Consider the following 19,059-nt stretch of genomic DNA (forward strand, 5'->3'; position numbering starts at 1 on the left):
ACCAGAGTACACAGGTCCACTTGGTACAGCAGGAGACCAACCAGCACCGACAGTTGAAAAACCAGAGTACAAATTGAACTTAAGTCTACTCGCTGATACTAAGACTCCAGAAGTTAAACATGATGATCAGAAGGAGCTTCCGGCAACAGGTGAAAGCAAAGCTGACACAGCTCTCTTCCTAGCAGGCGTAAGTTTAGCTCTATCTGCTCTATTTATCGCAAAAGGGAAAAAGGAATAGCTTCTGATTACCTTTGCTTTTGACAAATTTTAGCATCAAGAGAAAGTGAAAAGACAGCTCCATAACCTCTATAATAGTTAGAGAAACTATTAAAAGAGTTATGGTGCTGTTGGGATAAACTATTGAGCTATAAAGAATAAAAATCCTGAGAATTTTACTTCTCAGGATTTTGCTTATTGTTGCGGTTGACTTGGTTGGTTTTGCTCAGCAGGTGCAGTGCCTGATTGTTGAGGAATCGTCTGCGTTTGACTTGTGTTTGGAGTAGTTGAACTTGACTGAGAAGTCGAACTCTCAGATGTAGAACTAGAACTTTCAGATGTAGAACTTTGTTGTGTAGATGATGAAGGGGTCCACGTATTGCGTGCTCCATTCTTGAAGACAAATTCCCCGCTTCTGTAAAGACCTTCAGGCATGGTCCAATCTCCTGGATGATCATCAGTTGAGAGATAGGTCATCATCGAACGGTAGACCTTAGCTGCAACGTAGAAGCCATCACCAACGATAGGAGTAAGTCGGTTAGAGTAACCGGTCCAGACAGCCATTGAATATTTACGAGTATAGCCGACAAACATTTCGTCTGGAGCTACATAACCAGAGTTCTTAATGTATTTCTCAATTTCATCATCTGTATAGTTTGATGTACCAGTCTTACCAGCTTGTGGTAACCATGATAGGTAGGCTCCACGTCCTGTCCCGTAGGTTAGAACCGTTTTCATCATCTCTGTCATCATATAGGCGGTTGTTTCTTTCATAGCGCGTGTTCCTGAATCAGAAAACTCTTTTGAACTACCATCACTAAAGATGATTTTGTTGATGTACATTGGCTTATGGTAAATACCGCCATTGGCAAAGGCAGCATAGGCTGCGGCCATTTTTTCACTGCTTGCCCCATACTTTTTGTTAGATTCGGTTGTGTTACTTGAAATCGCGTTGGCATAGTGCATATCTGGGTAGTCAATACCGAGTCCATTTAGGAAGGTCTTGGCTCTATCCAAACCGACTTTATTCAAGGTTTCTACAGCTGTAACGTTCCGTGATTGTTGAAGAGCATACTGCAACGTGATGTTTCCAAAGTAACTCTTATCCCAGTTGTAGACAGGTGTGTTGGTGCCAGGATAGTTATATGGTACGTCGTGAACAACCGAAGCGGTTGAGTCATAGATATCGTACTCCAAGGCTGGCGCGTAATCTGTGATGGGTTTCATGGTTGAACCCCAGTCGCGGTTTGTTTCGACAGCTTGGTTCATACCGAAGGAAACATTGCTAGATTGATGGCGTGCACCTAGCTGGGCAATCACCTTTCCGTTTGTGACATCAACGATGGTAGAAGCTACTTGCAACTCATCATCTGGATAATTAACGTATTCGTCGGTATTGTAGATATCCCAGAGACGTTGTTGAACGGCTGGATCAACATTAGTATAAACTTCCATTCCTGTTGTCAAAAGGTTGTAACCAGTTTCCTGTTCGACTTGGTCGATTACTTCTTTGAGGTAATTGTCCATATACGGAGGATAGCTATTAGCAGATTTTAGACTTTGAAGTCCGTCTGTAATCGGAGTGTTAATGGCTTTTTCGTATTGTTCGGCAGAAATGTAGCCTTGACTTTTCATTTCCGAGAGGACAAGGTCACGGCGTTCTTGTGCCACTTCTGGATGAGAATAGGGATCATATTGATTTGGAGCTTGGGGCATTCCAGCTAAGAGAGCCAATTGGGGCAAACTTAAATCTTTGAGGTCTTTACCATAGTAGTTTTGGGCTGCCGTTTGCATCCCGTAATTTCCGTTGGACATATAGACCTTGTTGATGTAGTAAGTTAGGATCTCTTGTTTGGTCGCTTTTTGTTCTAGCTGAACGGCAAGCCAAGCTTCCTGTGCCTTACGTGAAAGTGTTTGATCAGATGTTGACGTTGAAAAATAGGTTAGTTTAATCAACTGCTGTGTCAAGGTAGAACCACCTTGAAGACCACCCCCACCACGGAGGTTTCGTAAGGAAGCGCCTAGGATACGAATCGTATCTACTCCTCGGTGACTGAAGAAACGATGATCTTCAATAGAGACAATTGCATTGACCAGCTCCGTAGGGATTTCATTCGCCTGTGCATTGACACGGCGCTCAGAACCCAGATCAGCGATAAGTTCATTTTTGCTGTCATAGATCTTACTAGAAGTCGTTGCGACTAGCTTGCTTTCGGATAGGGCTGGAGCCTTGCTTACATAGTAGAGAAAAAGGCCTCCACCTACCATAATAGCTGCGATAAATACAGTCAAGAGGCAGATACTGACATACTTAACTATTCGCAGGAAAGTTTGTTTGTTCATCTTATTTTACCACCTAGTAAATGTTCTTTGATAACTTCGAGATAGGGAATCTGTGGAAAGGCACCAGGCTCAATCCTATATCCATTTTCTCGAATATATCCAAGTGGCATTGACTTTTGTCCCATATCTTGATGATAGAAACGAATCAAATCAATGGCCGGCAATAAGTAGGTTTCTTGCTGAGAAGAAAAGTGAAGGAGGACAAAGCAGATTCCTTGCTGGGCAAGAACTTGTTCCATATGCTGGATCTGATGGAGATGAAAATTCTTCATCGGAATCGCATGTTTTTGCCTAGTTTCCTTTGCTTCAAAGTCGATGTAGTATCCATCATAAACCCCTGAATAGTCAGTCGTTGAGGCCTGTCTAAAGTAAGCTTCAACGATCTTGGCTCGACTTCGTTGGGGATAGTCGACACGTACGATTTGGATGGGAGTCGGTTTCTTGTGAATAACTGCTAACCCATGCGACAAATAGTAGTCGTTCGTAGCGTTGATCATCTTTTCAAAAGACATTCCCCGATTTGCGAAATTTTTAGTTTGTGACGGGGGTACTTGTCTCTTCTGTGATGAAAGTTTATGTGGATAGTTGACCATAATTCTCCTTATTGGTACAATAACATCACTCTATTATATCATAAATTTACAAAGAAAGGGTTAAAAATGACAACAGCCTTGATTTTAGGCTATTCAGCCTTCGACCTTGGTCTCTTTAATGACAAAGATATTCGCGTTGATATTATCAAAACAGCCATTCGGAGAGACCTAGAACGTCTAGCAGAAGAAGGGGTGACCTGGCTTGTCTATACAGGGACTCTGGGCTTTGAGTACTGGGTGCTTCAAGTGGCGAAAGACATGCAAGCAGACTATGGCTTTCAGTTGGCAACGATTTTTGCCTTTGAAACCCATGGTAGTAACTGGAATGAGGCCAATCAAATCAAACTCAGTGAGTTTAAGCAGGTTGACTTTGTCAAATATGCCTATCCACAATATGAGCACAAGGGGCAACTACGTGATTATCAGAAATTTCTGTTGGAAAATACGGATGGATGCTACCTGTTTTATGACGAAGAAAATGAAACCAAGTTACAGTATTTTTACCAGATGATGAAAAATCAAGAAGGCTATATTACAAAAAGATTAACATTTGAGGATCTGAACGAAATGGTGGAAAATTTTTCCGAAAAGTGAGGCTTTGACCTTGATTTTTGTTTGTCTTTTTTTATATAATAAGAATAGCAATCAAGAATGGAGAGAGAAATGGCAAGTATTATTTTTTCAGCAAAAGATATTTTTGAACAAGAGTTTGGACGTGAAGTTCGCGGATATAGTAAGGCAGAGGTAGACGAGTTCCTAGATGATGTGATCAAGGACTATGAGACTTACGCAGCTTTGGTTAAATCTCTTCGTCAGGAGGTTGCTGATTTGAAGGAGGAATTGTCTAACAAGCCACAGGCAAGTTCTACTCAACAAAGTTCTATCGAAGTAACAAGTTCAACTCCAATGACAAATTTCGATATTTTAAAACGATTGAATCGACTTGAAAAAGAAGTATTCGGTAAACAAATCGTAGACAATTCTGAGTTATAATCAGGTGTCTATTAGATGCAATTTTTGGATAATCGCGTGAAGAGAATCCCTTTTCATGAGGAAAGTCCATGCTAGCACAGGCTGTGATGCCTGTAGTGTTTGTGCTAGGCGAATCCATAAGCCTAGGGACGAGAAATCGTTACGGCAGTCGAAATGGCTAAGTCTTCGGATAGGTCAGAATAGGCTTGAAAGTGCCACAGTGACGGAGTCTTTCTGGAAACAGAGAGAGTGGAACGCGGTAAACCCCTCAAGTTAGCAACCCAAATTTTGGTCGGGGCATGGAGTGCACGGAAACGAACGTAGTACTCTGACTGCTGTCAGCTATAGGCTGCTAGCGGTAGACAGATGATTATCGAAGGAAGTGGTCCTAGTCACTTCTGGAACAAAACATGGCTTATAGAAAATTGCATATAGGTTGGGGCTGAGAATTTTTTCTCAACCTCATTTTTTAAAGTGAACAAGAGAAAGGTCTTGCAAGACTAGAAATGAAAGAACAATTTAATTTAATCGCAACTGCTGCGGCGGGGCTAGAGGCTGTCGTTGGACGTGAGGTGCGAGATCTTGGTTATGATTGCCAAGTTGAAAATGGGCGTGTCCGTTTTCAAGGAGATGTGCGGGCAATTATTGAGACCAATCTGTGGCTTCGCGCAGCTGACCGTATCAAGATTGTAGTCGGAAGTTTTCCAGCTAAGACCTTTGAAGAGCTTTTTCAAGGCGTTTTTGCTCTAGATTGGGAAAACTATCTCCCGCTTGGGGCGCGTTTTCCGATTTCCAAGGCTAAATGCGTTAAGTCCAAACTTCACAATGAGCCTAGTGTTCAGGCGATTTCCAAGAAAGCAGTTGTCAAGAAACTGCAAAAACACTATGCCCGTCCAGAAGGTGTTCCCTTGATGGAAAATGGTCCTGAGTTTAAGATTGAGGTGTCCATCCTGAAAGATGTGGCAACTGTCATGATTGACACGACAGGTTCTAGCCTCTTTAAACGTGGATATCGTACGGAAAAGGGTGGAGCTCCTATCAAAGAAAACATGGCAGCAGCCATTTTACAACTCTCTAACTGGTATCCAGACAAGCCCTTGATCGATCCGACCTGTGGTTCAGGAACTTTCTGTATCGAGGCGGCTATGATTGCTAGAAAGATGGCCCCTGGGCTTCGCCGTTCCTTTGCTTTTGAAGAATGGAACTGGGTTAGCGATCGGTTAATTCAAGAAGTGCGTACTGATGCTGCCAAGAAAATTGACCGTGAACTTGAACTGGATATCATGGGCTGTGATATAGACGCTCGTATGGTTGAAATTGCTAAAGCCAATGCCCAAGCAGCAGGTGTGTCAGGTGACATCACTTTTAAACAAATGCGGGTACAGGACTTGCGCTCAGACAAGGTAAATGGTGTCATCATTTCCAATCCACCATATGGGGAACGCTTGTCAGATGATGCAGGAGTTACCAAGCTCTATGCAGAAATGGGACAAGTCTTTGCACCACTGAAAACCTGGAGCAAATTTATCCTGACGAGTGACGAAGCTTTTGAAAGTAAGTACGGAAGCCCAGCGGATAAAAAGCGCAAACTTTATAACGGAACCTTAAAAGTGGATTTGTATCAATACTTTGGTCAGCGTGTGAAGCGCCAAGAGGTAAAGTAGAAAGGAAGACAGATGAGTAAAAAAAGACACAATCGTCATAAAAAAGAGCATCAAGAATCCAAATTTGATTTTGACGAGGCGAAAGATCTGACAGTTGGTCAAGTCATCCGTAAAAACGAAGAAGTTGAAGCTGGAGTATTGCCTGAGGACAATATCTTGGATAAATACATCAAACAGCACCGCGAGGAAATCGAAGCCGACAAGTTTGAAACACGTCAATTTAAAAAAGAAGAACTGCAGGAAGCTCAGGCTCAAGAAGAATTGACGACACAGGAAGTCTCAGAAATCACTGAAGAGTCGGCACCAATCATAGAGGAACCCGAGACAGTTTCAGAAGAAACGGTGTCAGACTCAGTGGAAACTACAAGCTCGGATGTGATTTTGCCTCCTTTGGGAGAAGAAAATCAAGACTTGGAACCGCTTGTGTTGGAAAAGCAAACGCCAGCAGAGGTTGCTGATGAGAAAGAAGAGGAAGAGACGGCTCTACTTTCACGCTCAGCTCAGGCAGAATCAGAAACAGTTTCTAATTCTAAAAAGAAGCGCGTGTTTGTTATCGGTTCAGCCCTAGCAGCAGCCCTTATCTTGGCAGGTAGTTACTATATCTATCACCAAGTAAACCGCTCCAACCAAGCCATCCAGTCTTCTCAGTCTTCTTCTAACAATCAAGAAACACAAACAGCCCTACAAGAGTTTAATACCCTCTACGATGCCTTTTATACGGATGCTAATAAAACAGCTTTGAAAAATAGTCAGTTTGACAAGTTGAACCAACTCAAGGCTCAACTAGATAAACTCGAAGGTAGCCGAGAGCACACTCTGGCCAAGTCTAAGTATGATAGTTTAGAAGCTCAAATCAAGGCTGTGCAAGAAGTGAATAATCAGTTTGAAACTCCAGCAATTACCGACGGTGTCTTGGATACCAATGCAAAGGTCAAGGCAGATGCTAAATTTACAGAAATTAAAACAGGAAATACAGAGCTAGATAAACTGTTAGATAAGGCCATTAGCCTTGGTAAGAGCCAGCAAACAAGCGCCTCTAGTTCAAGTTCAAGTAGCAGTAGCCAAGAAAGTTCAAGTACAACGACTGATAGCAGTACGAGCAGTTCGTCTGCTTCATCAAGTTCAGCATCTGCCAGCAGACCAGAAAGTGGAGGTTTGTCTAGCGATGGTGTCAATCTTCAAAGAAGTGCTAGTCGTGTACCGTACAACCAATCAGCTGTAGATGATAGCAACAACCCTGCCTGGAATTTTGCTGATGGTGTTTTGGAACAAATCCTAGCAACATCACGCGCTCGTGGTTATATCACTGGTAATCAATATATCCTAGAACGGGTCAATATCGTAAACGGAAATGGTTATTACAACCTCTACAAACCAGATGGAACCTATCTCTTCACCCTCAACTGTAAGACTGGATACTTTGTTGGTAATGGAGCTGGTCACGCAGATGATTTGGATTACTAGGAGTCCGTTACAAAATTCTTTCCTTTCATAGGTAAAAATGATAAAATAAAACATATTAAACAAGAGGAGTGTCACATGACAAAAGCTAACTTTGGTGTCGTAGGTATGGCCGTAATGGGTCGTAACCTTGCCCTAAATATCGAATCTCGTGGCTATACAGTTGCCATTTACAACCGTAGTAAAGAAAAAACAGAAGATGTAATTGCCTGCCATCCAGAAAAGAACTTTGTACCTAGCTACGATGTAGAGTCTTTCGTTCAATCTATCGAAAAACCTCGTCGTATCATGCTCATGGTTCAAGCTGGACCTGGTACAGATGCAACTATCCAAGCTCTTCTTCCACACCTTGACAAGGGTGATATCTTGATTGACGGAGGAAACACTTTCTACAAAGATACCATCCGTCGTAATGAAGAATTGGCAAACTCTGGTATCAACTTTATTGGTACAGGGGTTTCTGGTGGTGAAAAAGGTGCCCTTGAAGGTCCTTCTATCATGCCTGGTGGACAAAAAGAAGCTTATGAATTGGTAGCAGATGTTCTCGAAGAAATCTCAGCTAAAGCACCAGAAGATGGCAAACCATGTGTGACTTACATCGGTCCTGATGGAGCTGGTCACTATGTGAAAATGGTTCACAACGGTATCGAGTATGGTGACATGCAATTAATCGCAGAAAGTTATGACTTGATGCAACACTTGCTTGGCCTTTCTGCAGAAGATATGGCTGCAATCTTTACTGAGTGGAACAAGGGCGAATTGGACAGCTACTTGATCGAAATCACAGCTGATATCTTGAGCCGTAAAGACGATGAAGGTCAAGATGGACCAATTGTAGATTACATCCTTGATGCCGCAGGTAATAAGGGAACTGGTAAATGGACTAGCCAGTCATCACTTGACCTTGGTGTGCCATTGTCACTCATCACTGAGTCAGTATTTGCTCGCTACATTTCAACTTACAAAGAAGAACGTGTGCATGCAAGCAAGGTTCTTCCAAAACCAGCTGCCTTCAAGTTTGAAGGAGACAAGGCAGAGTTGATCGAAAAGATCCGTCAAGCCCTTTACTTCTCAAAAATCATTTCATATGCACAAGGTTTTGCTCAATTGCGTGTGGCTTCTAAAGAAAATAACTGGAACTTGCCATTTGCAGACATCGCATCTATCTGGCGTGATGGCTGTATCATCCGTTCACGTTTCTTGCAAAAGATTACAGATGCTTACAATCGTGATGCAGACCTTGCTAACCTTCTCTTGGATGAGTACTTCTTGGATGTTACTGCTAAATATCAACAAGCAGTGCGTGATATCGTAGCTCTTGCTGTTCAAGCTGGTGTACCAGTGCCAACCTTCTCAGCAGCTATTACTTACTTTGATAGCTATCGTTCAGCTGACCTTCCAGCTAACTTGATCCAAGCACAACGTGACTACTTTGGTGCCCACACTTACCAACGTAAAGACAAAGAAGGAACATTCCACTACTCTTGGTATGACGAAAAATAAGTAGGTCTGCCATGGGGAAACGGATTTTATTACTTGAGAAAGAACGAAATTTAGCTCATTTTCTCAGTCTGGAACTCCAAAAAGAGCAATACCGTGTTGATCTGGTAGATGAAGGACAAAAAGCCCTCTCCATGGCTCTCCAGATAGATTATGACTTGATTTTACTGAATGCTCATCTGGGGGATATGACGGCCCAGGATTTTGCAGATAAGCTGAGTCGGACAAAACCAGCCTCAGTAATCATGGTCTTGGACCATCGCGAAGAATTGCAAGACCAGATTGAGACAATCCAGCGCTTCGCCGTTTCTTACATCTATAAGCCAGTGATTATTGATAATCTAGTAGCTCGTATTTCAGCGATTTTCCGAGGTCGGGACTTTATCGACCAACACTGTAGTCAGATGAAGGTCCCAACGTCTTACCGCAACCTACGTATGGATGTAGAACATCATACCGTTTATCGTGGCGAGGAGATGATTGCTCTGACGCGCCGTGAGTATGACCTTTTGGCTACTCTCATGGGAAGCAAGAAAGTCTTGACTCGTGAGCAGTTGTTGGAAAGTGTTTGGAAGTACGAAAGTGCGACAGAGACCAATATCGTGGATGTTTATATCCGTTATCTACGTAGCAAGCTTGATGTAAAAGGTCAAAAAAGCTACATTAAAACCGTGCGTGGTGTTGGTTACACCATGCAAGAATAGGAAAGCAGTTGCAGTTGTGTAACTGCTCTTTTTGAGGAATTTCTATATATTGACATACAGTCAAGCCTTTGCTACAATCAGTTATGGAGGAAAAATCTAATGAAATTTTTGAAAAAAATGTTGCAAGCTGCTCTAGTTGTCTTTTTCTTTGCTTTGCTAGCGACAAGCACCGTATTGGCGGATACCACAGGTGGACAGTTTGCTGAAAAGGACAATAGAAAATATTATATAAAAGATGAGAATAAGGCTATCTACTGGCATAAAATAGACGGGAAAATGTACTATTTTGGTGGTAGAGGAGAGATGGTTGTCGGTTGGCAATACTTAGAAATTCCTGGGACAGGCTATCGTGATAATTTATTCTCTAACAATCCAGTCTTAGAAATCGGACTTCAACAGAAGTGGTACTATTTTGGACAAGATGGTGCTTTGCTAGAACAGACAGAGAAACAAGTCTTAGAGGCAAAATCGTCTGAAAATACAGGAAAAGTATATGGTGAACAGTACAATCCTTCTACCGAGAAGAGAACCTATTACTTCGATGAAGATTACGCCTTGAAGACAGGTTGGATTTATGAAGATGGTCATTGGTATTATTTAAATAAGCTTGGAAATTCTGGCGATGATTCTTACTATCCACTACCAATTGGTGAAATGGCTAAGGGTTGGACTCAAGATTTTCATGTTATTTTTGGCATTGACAGAAGCAAACCTGCTCCATGGTACTATTTAGATCCAGAAACTGGTATCATGCAAACTGGTTGGAAACAACTTGGCAATAAGTGGTACTATCTTCGTTCATCAGGAGCTATGGCGACTGGCTGGTATCAAGAAGGCTCATCTTGGTACTATTTAGATGCTCAAAATGGTGATATGAAGACAGGTTGGGCTTATGTTGGTAACAAGTGGTACTATCTCCGTTCATCAGGAGCTATGGTAACAGGCTGGCTTCAAGACGGCTCAACTTGGTACTACCTACATGCAAGTAATGGCGATATGAAGACAGGCTGGTTCCAAGTCAATGGCAAATGGTACTATGCCTATAGCTCAGGTGCTTTAGCAGTTAGTACAAGAGTGGATGGCTACTACGTCAACTATAATGGCGAATGGGTTCAATAATGAAAGGGGCGATTGTGAAGGAAACAATCGCTTTTTTTGTGAAAATATAATAAAATAGATAGGAAAGAATAAATACTTGTATGAAAAATGAGACGGTCTTTTCGTCTAGCAAAAGGAAAAAATGACAAAAAAAGTTGGTGTCGGTCAGGCACATAGTAAGATAATTTTAATAGGGGAGCACGCTGTCGTTTACGGTTATCCTGCCATTTCTCTACCTCTCTTAGAGGTGGAAGTGACTTGTAAGGTAGTTCCTGCAGATAGTCCTTGGCGTCTTTATGAGGAGGATACCTTGTCCATGGCAGTGTATGCTTCGCTGGAGTATTTGGATATCAAAGAAGCCTGTATTCGCTGTGAGATTGACTCGGCTATCCCTGAAAAACGGGGAATGGGTTCGTCAGCGGCTATCAGTATAGCGGCCATTCGTGCGGTATTTGACTACTATCAGGCCGATCTGCCTCATGATGTATTAGAAATCTTGGTCAATCGGGCTGAGATGATTGCCCATATGAATCCTAGTGGTTTGGATGCCAAGACTTGTCTCAGTAATCGACCTATTCGCTTTATCAAGAACCTTGGTTTTACAGAACTTGAGATGAACCTATCCGCTTATTTGGTGATTGCAGATACAGGCGTTTATGGTCATACACGCGAAGCCATCCAAGTGGTTCAAAGCAAGGGCAAGGATGCCCTACCGTTTTTGCATGCCTTGGGAGAATTGACCCAGCAAGCAGAAGATGTGATTAGACGAAAAGATGCTGAAGGATTGGGACAAATCCTCAGTCAAGCGCATTTACATCTAAAGGAAATTGGTGTTAGTAGCCCTGAGGCAGATTCTTTGGTTGAAACGGCTATGAGAAACGGTGCTCTGGGCGCCAAGATGAGTGGTGGTGGGCTAGGAGGCTGTATTATCGCCTTGGTAGCCAATCTGGACCAAGCACAAGAACTAGCAAAACGATTAGAAGAGAAAGGAGCTGTTCAGACATGGATCGAGAGCCTGTAACAGTACGTTCCTACGCAAATATTGCCATTATCAAATATTGGGGAAAGAAAAAAGAAAAAGAGATGGTTCCTGCTACTAGCAGTATCTCTCTGACTTTGGAAAACATGTACACAGAGACGACCTTGTCGCCTCTGCCAGCCCATGCGACGACTGATACCTTTTATATCAATGGTCAGCTCCAAAATGAGGCAGAGCATGCCAAGATGAGCAAGATTATCAATCGTTACCGTCCAGAAGGTGAGGGATTTGTCCGTATCGATACCCAAAACAACATGCCTACCGCAGCGGGTTTATCTTCAAGTTCTAGTGGTCTATCCGCCTTGGTCAAGGCTTGCAATTCTTATTTCCAGCTTGGTTTGGATCGGAGTCAGTTGGCGCAGGAAGCGAAGTTTGCCTCAGGCTCTTCTTCTCGGAGTTTTTATGGACCACTGGGTGCCTGGGATAAGGATAGTGGGGAAATTTACTCTGTTGATACAGACCTGAAACTAGCTATGATTATGTTGGTGCTAGAGGATAAGAAAAAACCAATCTCTAGCCGTGATGGGATGAAACTCTGTGTGGAAACCTCGACGACTTTTGACGACTGGGTGCGTCAGTCTGAGAAGGATTATCAGGATATGCTGCGCTATCTCAAAGAGAATGATTTTGCCAAGGTTGGAGAATTAACGGAGAGAAATGCCCTAGCCATGCACGCTACGACCAAAACAGCATCACCATCCTTTTCTTATCTAACGGATGCGAGCTATGAAGCCATGGATTTTGTTCGCCAGCTTCGTGGGCAAGGAGAGGCCTGCTACTTTACCATGGATGCTGGTCCCAATGTCAAGGTCCTCTGTCAGGAGAAAGACTTGGAGCATTTATCAGAAATTTTTGGTCAATATTTTCGCTTGATTGTGTCAAAAACAAAGGATTTGAGCCAAGATGATTGCTGTTAAAACTTGCGGAAAGCTTTATTGGGCAGGGGAGTATGCTATTTTAGAGTCAGGACAGTTAGCCTTGATAAAGGCTATTCCTATCTATATGAGGGCTGAGATTGCCTTTTCTGACAGCTACCGTATCTATTCAGATATGTTTGATTTCGCAGTGGACTTGACGCCAAATCCTGCCTACAGTTTGATTCAAGAAACAATTGCTTTGGTGGGAGACTTCCTTGCTGTTCGTGGTCAGGCTTTGCAACCTTTTTCCTTGGAAGTCCGTGGAAAAATGGAACGAGAAGGGAAAAAGTTTGGTCTAGGCTCTAGTGGTAGCGTCGTTGTCTTGGTTATCAAGGCCCTGCTGGCTCTATATGATATTACGGTTGATCCGAAACTCTTGTTCAAACTGGCAAGCGCGGTCTTGCTCAAGCGAGGCGACAATGGCTCTATGGGAGACCTTGCCTGTATCGTGGCGGAGGATTTGGTTCTCTACCAGTCTTTTGATCGCCAAAAGGTGGCTGCTTGGTTGGAAGAAGGAAACTTGGCGACAGTTTTGGAGCGTGATTGGGGCTTTTCTATCTCACAAGTGAAACCAGGTCTAGAATGTGATTTCCTAGTGGGATGGACTAAGGAAGTGGCTGTATCGAGTCAAATGGTTCAGCAAATCAAGCAAAACATAGACCAGAATTTTTTAACTTCCTCAAAAGTAACAGTGGCTGCTTTGGTAGAAGCTTTAGAACAAGGAAAAGCAGAAGAAATCATCAAGCAGATGGAAACAGCCAGTCAACTTTTAGAAGGCTTGAGCCCAGATATTTACACGCCTTCGCTTAGACAGCTGAAAGAAGCCAGCCAAGGTTTGCAAGCCGTTGCCAAAAGCAGTGGAGCTGGTGGTGGTGACTGTGGCATTGCCTTGAGTTTTGATGAGCAATCAACTGAAATCTTAAAAAATCGTTGGGCCGATCTGGGGATTGAGCTCTTATACCAAGAAAGGATAGGACATGACGACAAATCGTAAGGACGAGCACATCCGCTATGCCCTTGAGCAAAAAAGCTCCTATAATAGCTTTGATGAGGTGGAGTTAATCCACTCTTCGCTACCGCTCTATGACCTAGATGAGATTGATTTGTCTACAGAATTTGCAGGTCGAAAGTGGGACTTTCCTTTTTATATCAATGCCATGACAGGTGGGAGCGAAAAAGGTAAAGGAATCAATCAAAAGCTAGCTCAGGTGGCAGAAGCTTGTGGGATTTTGTTTGTGACGGGTTCTTATAGCGCAGCCCTAAAAGATCCAACAGATGACTCTTTTTCTGTCAAATCTAGCCATCCAAATCTCCTCCTTGGAACCAATATTGGATTGGACAAGCCTGTTGACCTAGGACTTCAGACTGTGCAAGTGATGAATCCCTTGCTTTTGCAAGTGCATGTCAATGTCATGCAGGAATTACTCATGCCTGAGGGAGAACGAAAGTTTAGAAGCTGGCAATCGAATCTGGTAGACTATAGCAAGCGTATCCCTGTTCCTATTATTCTCAAGGAAGTCGGTTTTGGGATGGATGTAAAGACTATCGAGAGAGCCTATGAACTAGGAATTCGAACCGTTGACCTGTCAGGTCGTGGTGGCACCAGCTTTGCCTATATCGAAAACCGTCGCAGTGGTCAGCGTGACTACCTCAATCAATGGGGACAATCCACCATGCAAGCCCTTCTCAATGCTCAAGACTGGAAAGATAAGGTCGAACTCTTGGTCAGTGGAGGGGTTCGGAACCCGCTTGATATGATTAAGTGCCTGGTCTTTGGAGCCAAGGCTGTAGGACTGTCCCGAACCGTTCTGGAATTGGTTGAAACCTACTCGGTCGAGGAAGTGATTGCGATTGTCCAAGGATGGAAAGAAGATCTACGCTTGATCATGTGTGCCCTTAATTGTGCCACCATAGCGGATCTGCAAAAAGTAGATTACATTCTATATGGAAAACTAAAAGAAGCGAATGATCAGATCTAAAGAGGTCGGGACAAGAATCCCGCCCTTTTTTGTATCTCTTTGTCAACCGTAGTGGGTTGATGGAATCTAGCTTGTACGAGCTATTTCTGTCCAACCGCTTTTTTCCATCCTTAGACCGAGGTGACTTTTTTGAATTGTGATAAAATAGAAGGGAGAGGATGCAGCTATGAAAAAATTTCAAATCTTTTTATTTATTGAAGCCTGTCTTTTGACGGGAGCTCTGATTTTGATGGTGTCAGAGCATTTTTCGCGTTTTCTGCTGATTCTGTTCCTCTTTTTGCTTTTGCTCCGTTATTATACAGGTAAAGAGGGCAACAACGTTCTCCTCCTTGTAGCGACTATTCTTTTCTTTTTTATCGTCATGCTCAATCCCTTTGTGATTTTAGCCATCTTTGTAGCGGTGATCTATAGTCTTTTTCTTCTCTATCCAATGATGAATCAAGAAAGAGAGGAGACCGACTTGGTCTTTGAAGAGGTGGTGACGGTTAAAAATGAAAAGAATCGCTGGTTTGGCAATCTTCATCATTTCTCTAGTCACCAGACCTGCCAGTTTGATGATATCAATCTCTTTCGCCTCATGGGCAAGGACACCATTCATTTAGAAAGAGTTATCCTAACCAATCATGACAATGTCATTATCCTTAGAAAAATGGTCGGAACGACTAGGATTATTGTACCCGTAGATGTGGAGATCAGTCTCAGTGTCAACTGCCTCTACGGGGATCTAACTTTCCTCCATCAACCCAAGCGAGCACTTCGTAATGAACACTATCATCAGGAAACCAGGGACTATCTCAAGAGTAACAAGAGCATCAAGATTTTCCTAACTACTATGGTTGGTGATGTGGAGGTAGTCAGAGGATGAAAAAGCAATCGTATCTATTAATCGGGCTGACTTCTTTCCTCTTTATCCTCTTTTTGACCAATAGTCTGCTTGATATTCTCAATCTTGATTGGTCCTATTTGCTACAAGATATCGAGAAAACAGAGAAACTCATCTTCTTGATCTTGGTCTTTAGCCTTTCCATGACCTTCTTTTTTGTACTCTTTTGGCGCGTGATAGAAGAAGTCTCTCGCAGAAAAATGCAGGTTAATCTCAAGCGACTGCTAGCAGGGAAAGAGGTGATCCCCTTTGCAGATCCAGACTTGGAAGCCAGTTTCCAATCCTTGTCTGGCAAGCTCAACCTCTTGACAGAGGCTGTTCAAAAGGCTGAAAATCAAGGTCTGGTCAAGGAAGAAGCAATCATCGAGAAAGAACGGAAGCGGATAGCACGTGACTTACATGATACGGTTAGTCAGGAGTTGTTTGCGGCCCATATGATTTTATCAGGTGTCAGTCAGCAGGCTTTGAAGCTGGATAGAGAAAAGATGCAGATCCAGTTGCAAAGTGTCGCGGCCATCCTCGAAACAGCTCAGAAAGATCTGCGGGTCTTGCTCCTACATTTGCGACCAGTTGAGTTGGAAGAGAAGAGTTTGGTTGAGGGGATTCAAATCCTCTTAAAAGAGCTAGAGGACAAGAGCGACCTCAAGGTTAGTCTCAAGCAAAATGTGTCTAAATTGCCCAAGAAGATTGAAGAACATATCTTCCGTATTTTGCAGGAGTTGATTAGCAATACCCTCCGCCATGCCCAGGCATCTTGTCTCGATGTATATCTCTATCAGACAGATGTTGAAGTGCAACTGAAGGTGGTGGACAATGGGATTGGTTTCCAGTTGGGGAGCTTAGATGACTTGAGTTATGGACTGCGAAATATCAAGGAGCGGGTCGAAGATATGGCAGGAACGGTTCAACTCTTGACAGCTCCAAAGCAAGGACTGGCGGTTGATATCCGTATTCCCCTGTTAGATAAGGAATTATAAGGAGTAGAGATGAAAATTTTACTGGTAGATGACCATGAAATGGTCCGATTGGGCTTGAAAAGCTATTTTGATCTCCAAGACGATGTAGAAGTTGTTGGCGAGGCAGCTAACGGTGTCCAAGGGATTTCCTTGGCCTTGGAACTACGCCCAGATGTCATTGTCATGGATATTGTCATGCCTGAGATGAATGGGATTGATGCTACCTTAGCCATCCTCAAAGAATGGCCTGAAGCCAAGATTTTGATTGTGACCTCTTACTTGGACAATGAAAAAATCATGCCAGTCTTGAATGCTGGTGCCAAAGGTTATATGCTCAAGACTTCTAGTGCAGACGAACTGCTTCATGCAGTTCGTAAGGTGGCTGCTGGCGAGTTAGCCATTGAACAAGAGGTCAGCAAGAAAGTCGAATACCATCGCAATCATATGGAGCTTCATGAGGAATTGACTGCGCGTGAACGTGATGTGCTTCAACTCATCGCCAAGGGTTATGAAAATCAGCGGATCGCTGATGAACTCTTTATCTCTCTCAAGACGGTCAAGACCCATGTGTCCAACATCCTTGCCAAACTTGAGGTTAGTGATCGCACCCAGGCGGCGGTCTATGCCTTCCAGCACCACTTGGTCGGGCAGGAGGACTTTTAGATGAGTCTTGTAGATTTACTTGAGGAGCTAGAAGCAACAAAAGTCCCTGAAAAAGCAGGGCCTATGGAAGCCTATATGCGCCATCAATTTCCCTTTCTAGGTATTGCAGCGCCTGAAAGAAATGCACTCTATAAAAAGTATTTTCCAGAAGCGAAAAAAACAAGAATTATCGATTGGGATTTTGTAGACACTTGCTGGGAAAAGGAACCTAGAGAATACCAATATGTGGCTGCCAACTATTTGAAAGCCATGCAGTCTTATCTAACGAAGGACGATTTGCCTAAGCTTGAGCGCCTGGTCGTGACCAAGTCTTGGTGGGACACGGTAGATATCTTAGATCGAGTAGTAGGGAGTTTGGTGGCTAACCATCCGGAACTTGAAGAAGTGATTTTAAAATGGAGCCTATCGGACAATATCTGGCTGAGACGCGTCGCTATTGACCACCAGTTGTTAAGAAAAGAGAAAACGGATGTTCGACTGATGGAAAAGGTCCTACTAAACAATCTGGACCAGACAGAATTTTTTATCAATAAAGCCATCGGCTGGGCTCTAAGAGACTACTCCAAGACCAATCCGGAATGGGTAGAAAGCTTCATCGAAAAAAATAAGGAAAGAATGGCTGAACTTAGTATCAAGGAAGCGAGCAAGTATCTCTAGCATCATTGAAAAGCGCATTCATTACTTGAAAAAAGTCGCCCGTTTATGTTATAATAGACTGTATTTAAAAAATTTTAAGGAGAAATGACAGAATGTCTGTATCATTTGAAAACAAAGAAACAAACCGTGGAGTCTTGACTTTCACTATCTCTCAAGACCAAATCAAACCAGAAGTGGACCGTGTATTCAACTCAGTAAAGAAAACTCTTAACGTTCCAGGTTTCCGTAAAGGTCACCTTCCACGTCCTATCTTTGATAAAAAATTTGGTGAAGAAACACTTTACCAAGATGTGTTGAACGCTCTTTTGCCAAACGCTTATGAAGCAGCTGTAAAAGAAGCTGGTCTTGAAGTGGTTGCGCAACCAAAAATTGACGTGACTTCAATGGAAAAAGGTCAAGACTGGGTCATCACTGCTGAAGTCGTGACAAAACCTGAAGTAAAATTGGGTGACTACAAAAACCTTGAAGTATCAGTAGATGTAGAAAAAGAAGTAACAGACGCTGATGTTGAAGAGCGTATCGAACGCGAACGCAACAACTTGGCTGAATTGGTTATCAAGGAAGCTGCTGCTGAAAATGGTGACACTGTTGTCATTGACTTCGTTGGTTCTATCGACGGTGTTGAATTTGACGGCGGAAAAGGTGAAAACTTCTCACTTGGACTTGGATCAGGTCAATTCATTCCTGGTTTTGAAGACCAATTGGTTGGACACTCAGCTGGCGAAACTGTTGATGTTGTCGTAACATTCCCAGAAGACTACCAAGCAGAAGACCTTGCAGGTAAAGAAGCTAAATTCGTGACAACTATTCACGAAGTAAAAGCTAAAGAAGTTCCAGCTCTTGACGATGAACTTGCAAAAGATATCGACGAAGAAGTGGAAACTCTTGACGAATTGAAAGAAAAATACCGCAAAGAATTGACTGCTGCGAAAGAAGAAGCATACAAAGATGCCCTTGAAGGCGCAGCAATCGATAAAGCTGTAGAAAACGCTGAAATCGTAGAACTTCCAGAAGAAATGATCCACGAAGAAGTTCACCGTTCAGTAAATGAATTCCTTGGAAACTTGCAACGTCAAGGTATCAACCCTGATATGTACTTCCAAATCACAGGAACTACTCAAGAAGACCTTCACAAACAATACGAAGCAGAAGCTGAGTCACGTACGAAGACTAACCTTGTTATCGAAGCAGTTGCCAAGGCTGAAGGATTTGACGCTACTGAAGAAGAAATCCAAAAAGAAGTCGAACAATTGGCAGCAACTTACAACATGGAAGTTGCGCAAGTTCAGAACTTGCTTTCAGCTGATATGTTGAAACACGATATCACAATCAAAAAAGCTGTTGAATTGATTACAAGCACTGCAACAGTAAAATAATCTTGAAAGAGAAAAAGCCCACCTGATTAGGTGGGTTT

19 protein-coding genes and 1 other RNA gene are annotated in these 19,059 nt (G+C 42.9%); 18 read left to right on the top strand and 2 right to left on the bottom strand.

Going from position 1 to position 19,059, the window contains the following annotated elements:
• Positions 1–238: LPXTG cell wall anchor domain-containing protein (locus E2R31_RS10015; RefSeq protein WP_243701299.1), on the top strand; the 238-nt coding region annotated here is incomplete at its 5' end.
• 173 nt (positions 239–411) lie between these two features.
• Here the strand turns inward: E2R31_RS10015 and pbp1a are convergent.
• Complete coding sequence (gene pbp1a, locus E2R31_RS06195; RefSeq protein WP_132973474.1) at positions 412–2,559, bottom strand: penicillin-binding protein PBP1A; 2,148 nt, start codon at positions 2,557–2,559, stop codon at positions 412–414.
• A complete protein-coding gene (recU, locus tag E2R31_RS06200; RefSeq protein ID WP_000248780.1) occupies positions 2,556–3,152 on the bottom strand; it encodes a Holliday junction resolvase RecU in 597 nt (198 codons plus the stop codon). Before recU ends, pbp1a begins: the two co-directional genes overlap by 4 nt.
• A gap of 66 nt (positions 3,153–3,218) precedes the next feature.
• Here recU and E2R31_RS06205 point away from each other — a divergent pair, with 66 nt between their 5' ends.
• The 17 genes from E2R31_RS06205 (at position 3,219) to tig (ending at position 19,021) form a co-directional block, all read left to right on the top strand.
• Positions 3,219–3,746 (top strand): SLOG family protein, encoded by a 528-nt coding sequence (locus E2R31_RS06205; protein WP_132973476.1) that lies wholly within the window; start codon positions 3,219–3,221, stop codon positions 3,744–3,746.
• Positions 3,747–3,815: 69 nt separating this feature from the next.
• Positions 3,816–4,145: a cell division regulator GpsB gene (gene gpsB / locus E2R31_RS06210; protein WP_125415678.1), complete on the top strand. Its 330-nt coding sequence runs from the start codon at positions 3,816–3,818 to the stop codon at positions 4,143–4,145.
• A 20-nt stretch (positions 4,146–4,165) separates the two neighbouring features.
• An RNA gene (rnpB, locus tag E2R31_RS06215) (RNase P RNA component class B) lies at positions 4,166–4,547 on the top strand.
• 83 nt (positions 4,548–4,630) lie between these two features.
• Positions 4,631–5,788: a THUMP domain-containing class I SAM-dependent RNA methyltransferase gene (locus E2R31_RS06220; RefSeq protein WP_084947041.1), complete on the top strand. Its 1,158-nt coding sequence runs from the start codon at positions 4,631–4,633 to the stop codon at positions 5,786–5,788.
• 12 nt (positions 5,789–5,800) lie between these two features.
• A complete protein-coding gene (gene mapZ, locus E2R31_RS06225) occupies positions 5,801–7,252 on the top strand; it encodes a cell division site-positioning protein MapZ (RefSeq protein ID WP_084947038.1) in 1,452 nt (483 codons plus the stop codon).
• A 75-nt stretch (positions 7,253–7,327) separates the two neighbouring features.
• A complete protein-coding gene (gene gndA / locus E2R31_RS06230; protein ID WP_132973478.1) occupies positions 7,328–8,752 on the top strand; it encodes an NADP-dependent phosphogluconate dehydrogenase in 1,425 nt (474 codons plus the stop codon).
• Between the two features lie 11 nt (positions 8,753–8,763).
• Positions 8,764–9,453 carry a response regulator transcription factor gene (locus E2R31_RS06235; protein ID WP_132973480.1) on the top strand — a complete coding sequence of 230 codons (690 nt, stop codon included), beginning with the start codon at positions 8,764–8,766 and terminating at the stop codon, positions 9,451–9,453.
• A 99-nt stretch (positions 9,454–9,552) separates the two neighbouring features.
• Positions 9,553–10,572, top strand: coding sequence for a choline-binding protein CbpC (cbpC, locus tag E2R31_RS06240; protein WP_132973482.1), 1,020 nt, complete (start codon positions 9,553–9,555; stop codon positions 10,570–10,572).
• Positions 10,573–10,693: 121 nt separating this feature from the next.
• The gene (gene mvk / locus E2R31_RS06245) at positions 10,694–11,572 is read left to right on the top strand and encodes a mevalonate kinase (RefSeq protein ID WP_132973484.1); all 879 of its coding nucleotides are present in this window, start codon (positions 10,694–10,696) and stop codon (positions 11,570–11,572) included.
• A complete protein-coding gene (gene mvaD, locus E2R31_RS06250; protein ID WP_132973486.1) occupies positions 11,554–12,507 on the top strand; it encodes a diphosphomevalonate decarboxylase in 954 nt (317 codons plus the stop codon). The genes mvk and mvaD overlap by 19 nt, the downstream gene beginning before the upstream one ends.
• Positions 12,494–13,501, top strand: a complete 1,008-nt coding sequence (locus E2R31_RS06255; protein ID WP_132973488.1) for a phosphomevalonate kinase — start codon at positions 12,494–12,496, stop codon at positions 13,499–13,501. The genes mvaD and E2R31_RS06255 overlap by 14 nt, the downstream gene beginning before the upstream one ends.
• Positions 13,485–14,486, top strand: a complete 1,002-nt coding sequence (gene fni / locus E2R31_RS06260; protein ID WP_132973490.1) for a type 2 isopentenyl-diphosphate Delta-isomerase — start codon at positions 13,485–13,487, stop codon at positions 14,484–14,486. Before E2R31_RS06255 ends, fni begins: the two co-directional genes overlap by 17 nt.
• Positions 14,487–14,652: 166 nt before the next feature.
• Positions 14,653–15,351 (top strand): cell wall-active antibiotics response protein LiaF, encoded by a 699-nt coding sequence (gene liaF, locus E2R31_RS06265; protein WP_132973492.1) that lies wholly within the window; start codon positions 14,653–14,655, stop codon positions 15,349–15,351.
• On the top strand, positions 15,348–16,346 hold the full coding sequence (locus tag E2R31_RS06270; protein WP_132973494.1) for an envelope stress sensor histidine kinase LiaS: 999 nt from the start codon (positions 15,348–15,350) through the stop codon (positions 16,344–16,346). The genes liaF and E2R31_RS06270 overlap by 4 nt, the downstream gene beginning before the upstream one ends.
• A 9-nt stretch (positions 16,347–16,355) precedes the next feature.
• Positions 16,356–16,988, top strand: a complete 633-nt coding sequence (locus tag E2R31_RS06275) for a response regulator transcription factor (protein ID WP_084877661.1) — start codon at positions 16,356–16,358, stop codon at positions 16,986–16,988.
• The gene (locus E2R31_RS06280) at positions 16,989–17,645 is read left to right on the top strand and encodes a DNA alkylation repair protein (protein WP_132973496.1); all 657 of its coding nucleotides are present in this window, start codon (positions 16,989–16,991) and stop codon (positions 17,643–17,645) included.
• 92 nt (positions 17,646–17,737) lie between these two features.
• A complete protein-coding gene (tig, locus tag E2R31_RS06285) occupies positions 17,738–19,021 on the top strand; it encodes a trigger factor (RefSeq protein WP_132973498.1) in 1,284 nt (427 codons plus the stop codon).
• Positions 19,022–19,059: the final 38 nt, after the last annotated feature.

The sequence above is a fragment of the Streptococcus downii genome (genome assembly GCF_004353325.1).
Taxonomy (GTDB): domain Bacteria; phylum Bacillota; class Bacilli; order Lactobacillales; family Streptococcaceae; genus Streptococcus; species Streptococcus downii.

Bases quoted from the DNA above. Each gene is read 5' to 3' on its own strand.
- E2R31_RS06220 (WP_084947041.1), top strand. From the start codon at position 4,631: ATGAAAGAACAATTTAATTTAATCGCAACTGCTGCGGCGGGGCTAGAG.
- E2R31_RS06255 (WP_132973488.1), top strand. From the start codon at position 12,494: ATGATTGCTGTTAAAACTTGCGGAAAGCTTTATTGGGCAGGGGAGTAT.
- cbpC (WP_132973482.1), top strand. From the start codon at position 9,553: ATGAAATTTTTGAAAAAAATGTTGCAAGCTGCTCTAGTTGTCTTTTTC.
- gndA (WP_132973478.1), top strand. From the start codon at position 7,328: ATGACAAAAGCTAACTTTGGTGTCGTAGGTATGGCCGTAATGGGTCGT.
- pbp1a (WP_132973474.1), bottom strand. From the start codon at position 2,559: ATGAACAAACAAACTTTCCTGCGAATAGTTAAGTATGTCAGTATCTGC.
- mvaD (WP_132973486.1), top strand. From the start codon at position 11,554: ATGGATCGAGAGCCTGTAACAGTACGTTCCTACGCAAATATTGCCATT.
- mapZ (WP_084947038.1), top strand. From the start codon at position 5,801: ATGAGTAAAAAAAGACACAATCGTCATAAAAAAGAGCATCAAGAATCC.
- tig (WP_132973498.1), top strand. From the start codon at position 17,738: ATGTCTGTATCATTTGAAAACAAAGAAACAAACCGTGGAGTCTTGACT.
- fni (WP_132973490.1), top strand. From the start codon at position 13,485: ATGACGACAAATCGTAAGGACGAGCACATCCGCTATGCCCTTGAGCAA.
- E2R31_RS06275 (WP_084877661.1), top strand. From the start codon at position 16,356: ATGAAAATTTTACTGGTAGATGACCATGAAATGGTCCGATTGGGCTTG.
- E2R31_RS06270 (WP_132973494.1), top strand. From the start codon at position 15,348: ATGAAAAAGCAATCGTATCTATTAATCGGGCTGACTTCTTTCCTCTTT.
- E2R31_RS06235 (WP_132973480.1), top strand. From the start codon at position 8,764: ATGGGGAAACGGATTTTATTACTTGAGAAAGAACGAAATTTAGCTCAT.
- E2R31_RS06205 (WP_132973476.1), top strand. From the start codon at position 3,219: ATGACAACAGCCTTGATTTTAGGCTATTCAGCCTTCGACCTTGGTCTC.
- E2R31_RS06280 (WP_132973496.1), top strand. From the start codon at position 16,989: ATGAGTCTTGTAGATTTACTTGAGGAGCTAGAAGCAACAAAAGTCCCT.
- mvk (WP_132973484.1), top strand. From the start codon at position 10,694: ATGACAAAAAAAGTTGGTGTCGGTCAGGCACATAGTAAGATAATTTTA.
- gpsB (WP_125415678.1), top strand. From the start codon at position 3,816: ATGGCAAGTATTATTTTTTCAGCAAAAGATATTTTTGAACAAGAGTTT.
- recU (WP_000248780.1), bottom strand. From the start codon at position 3,152: ATGGTCAACTATCCACATAAACTTTCATCACAGAAGAGACAAGTACCC.
- liaF (WP_132973492.1), top strand. From the start codon at position 14,653: ATGAAAAAATTTCAAATCTTTTTATTTATTGAAGCCTGTCTTTTGACG.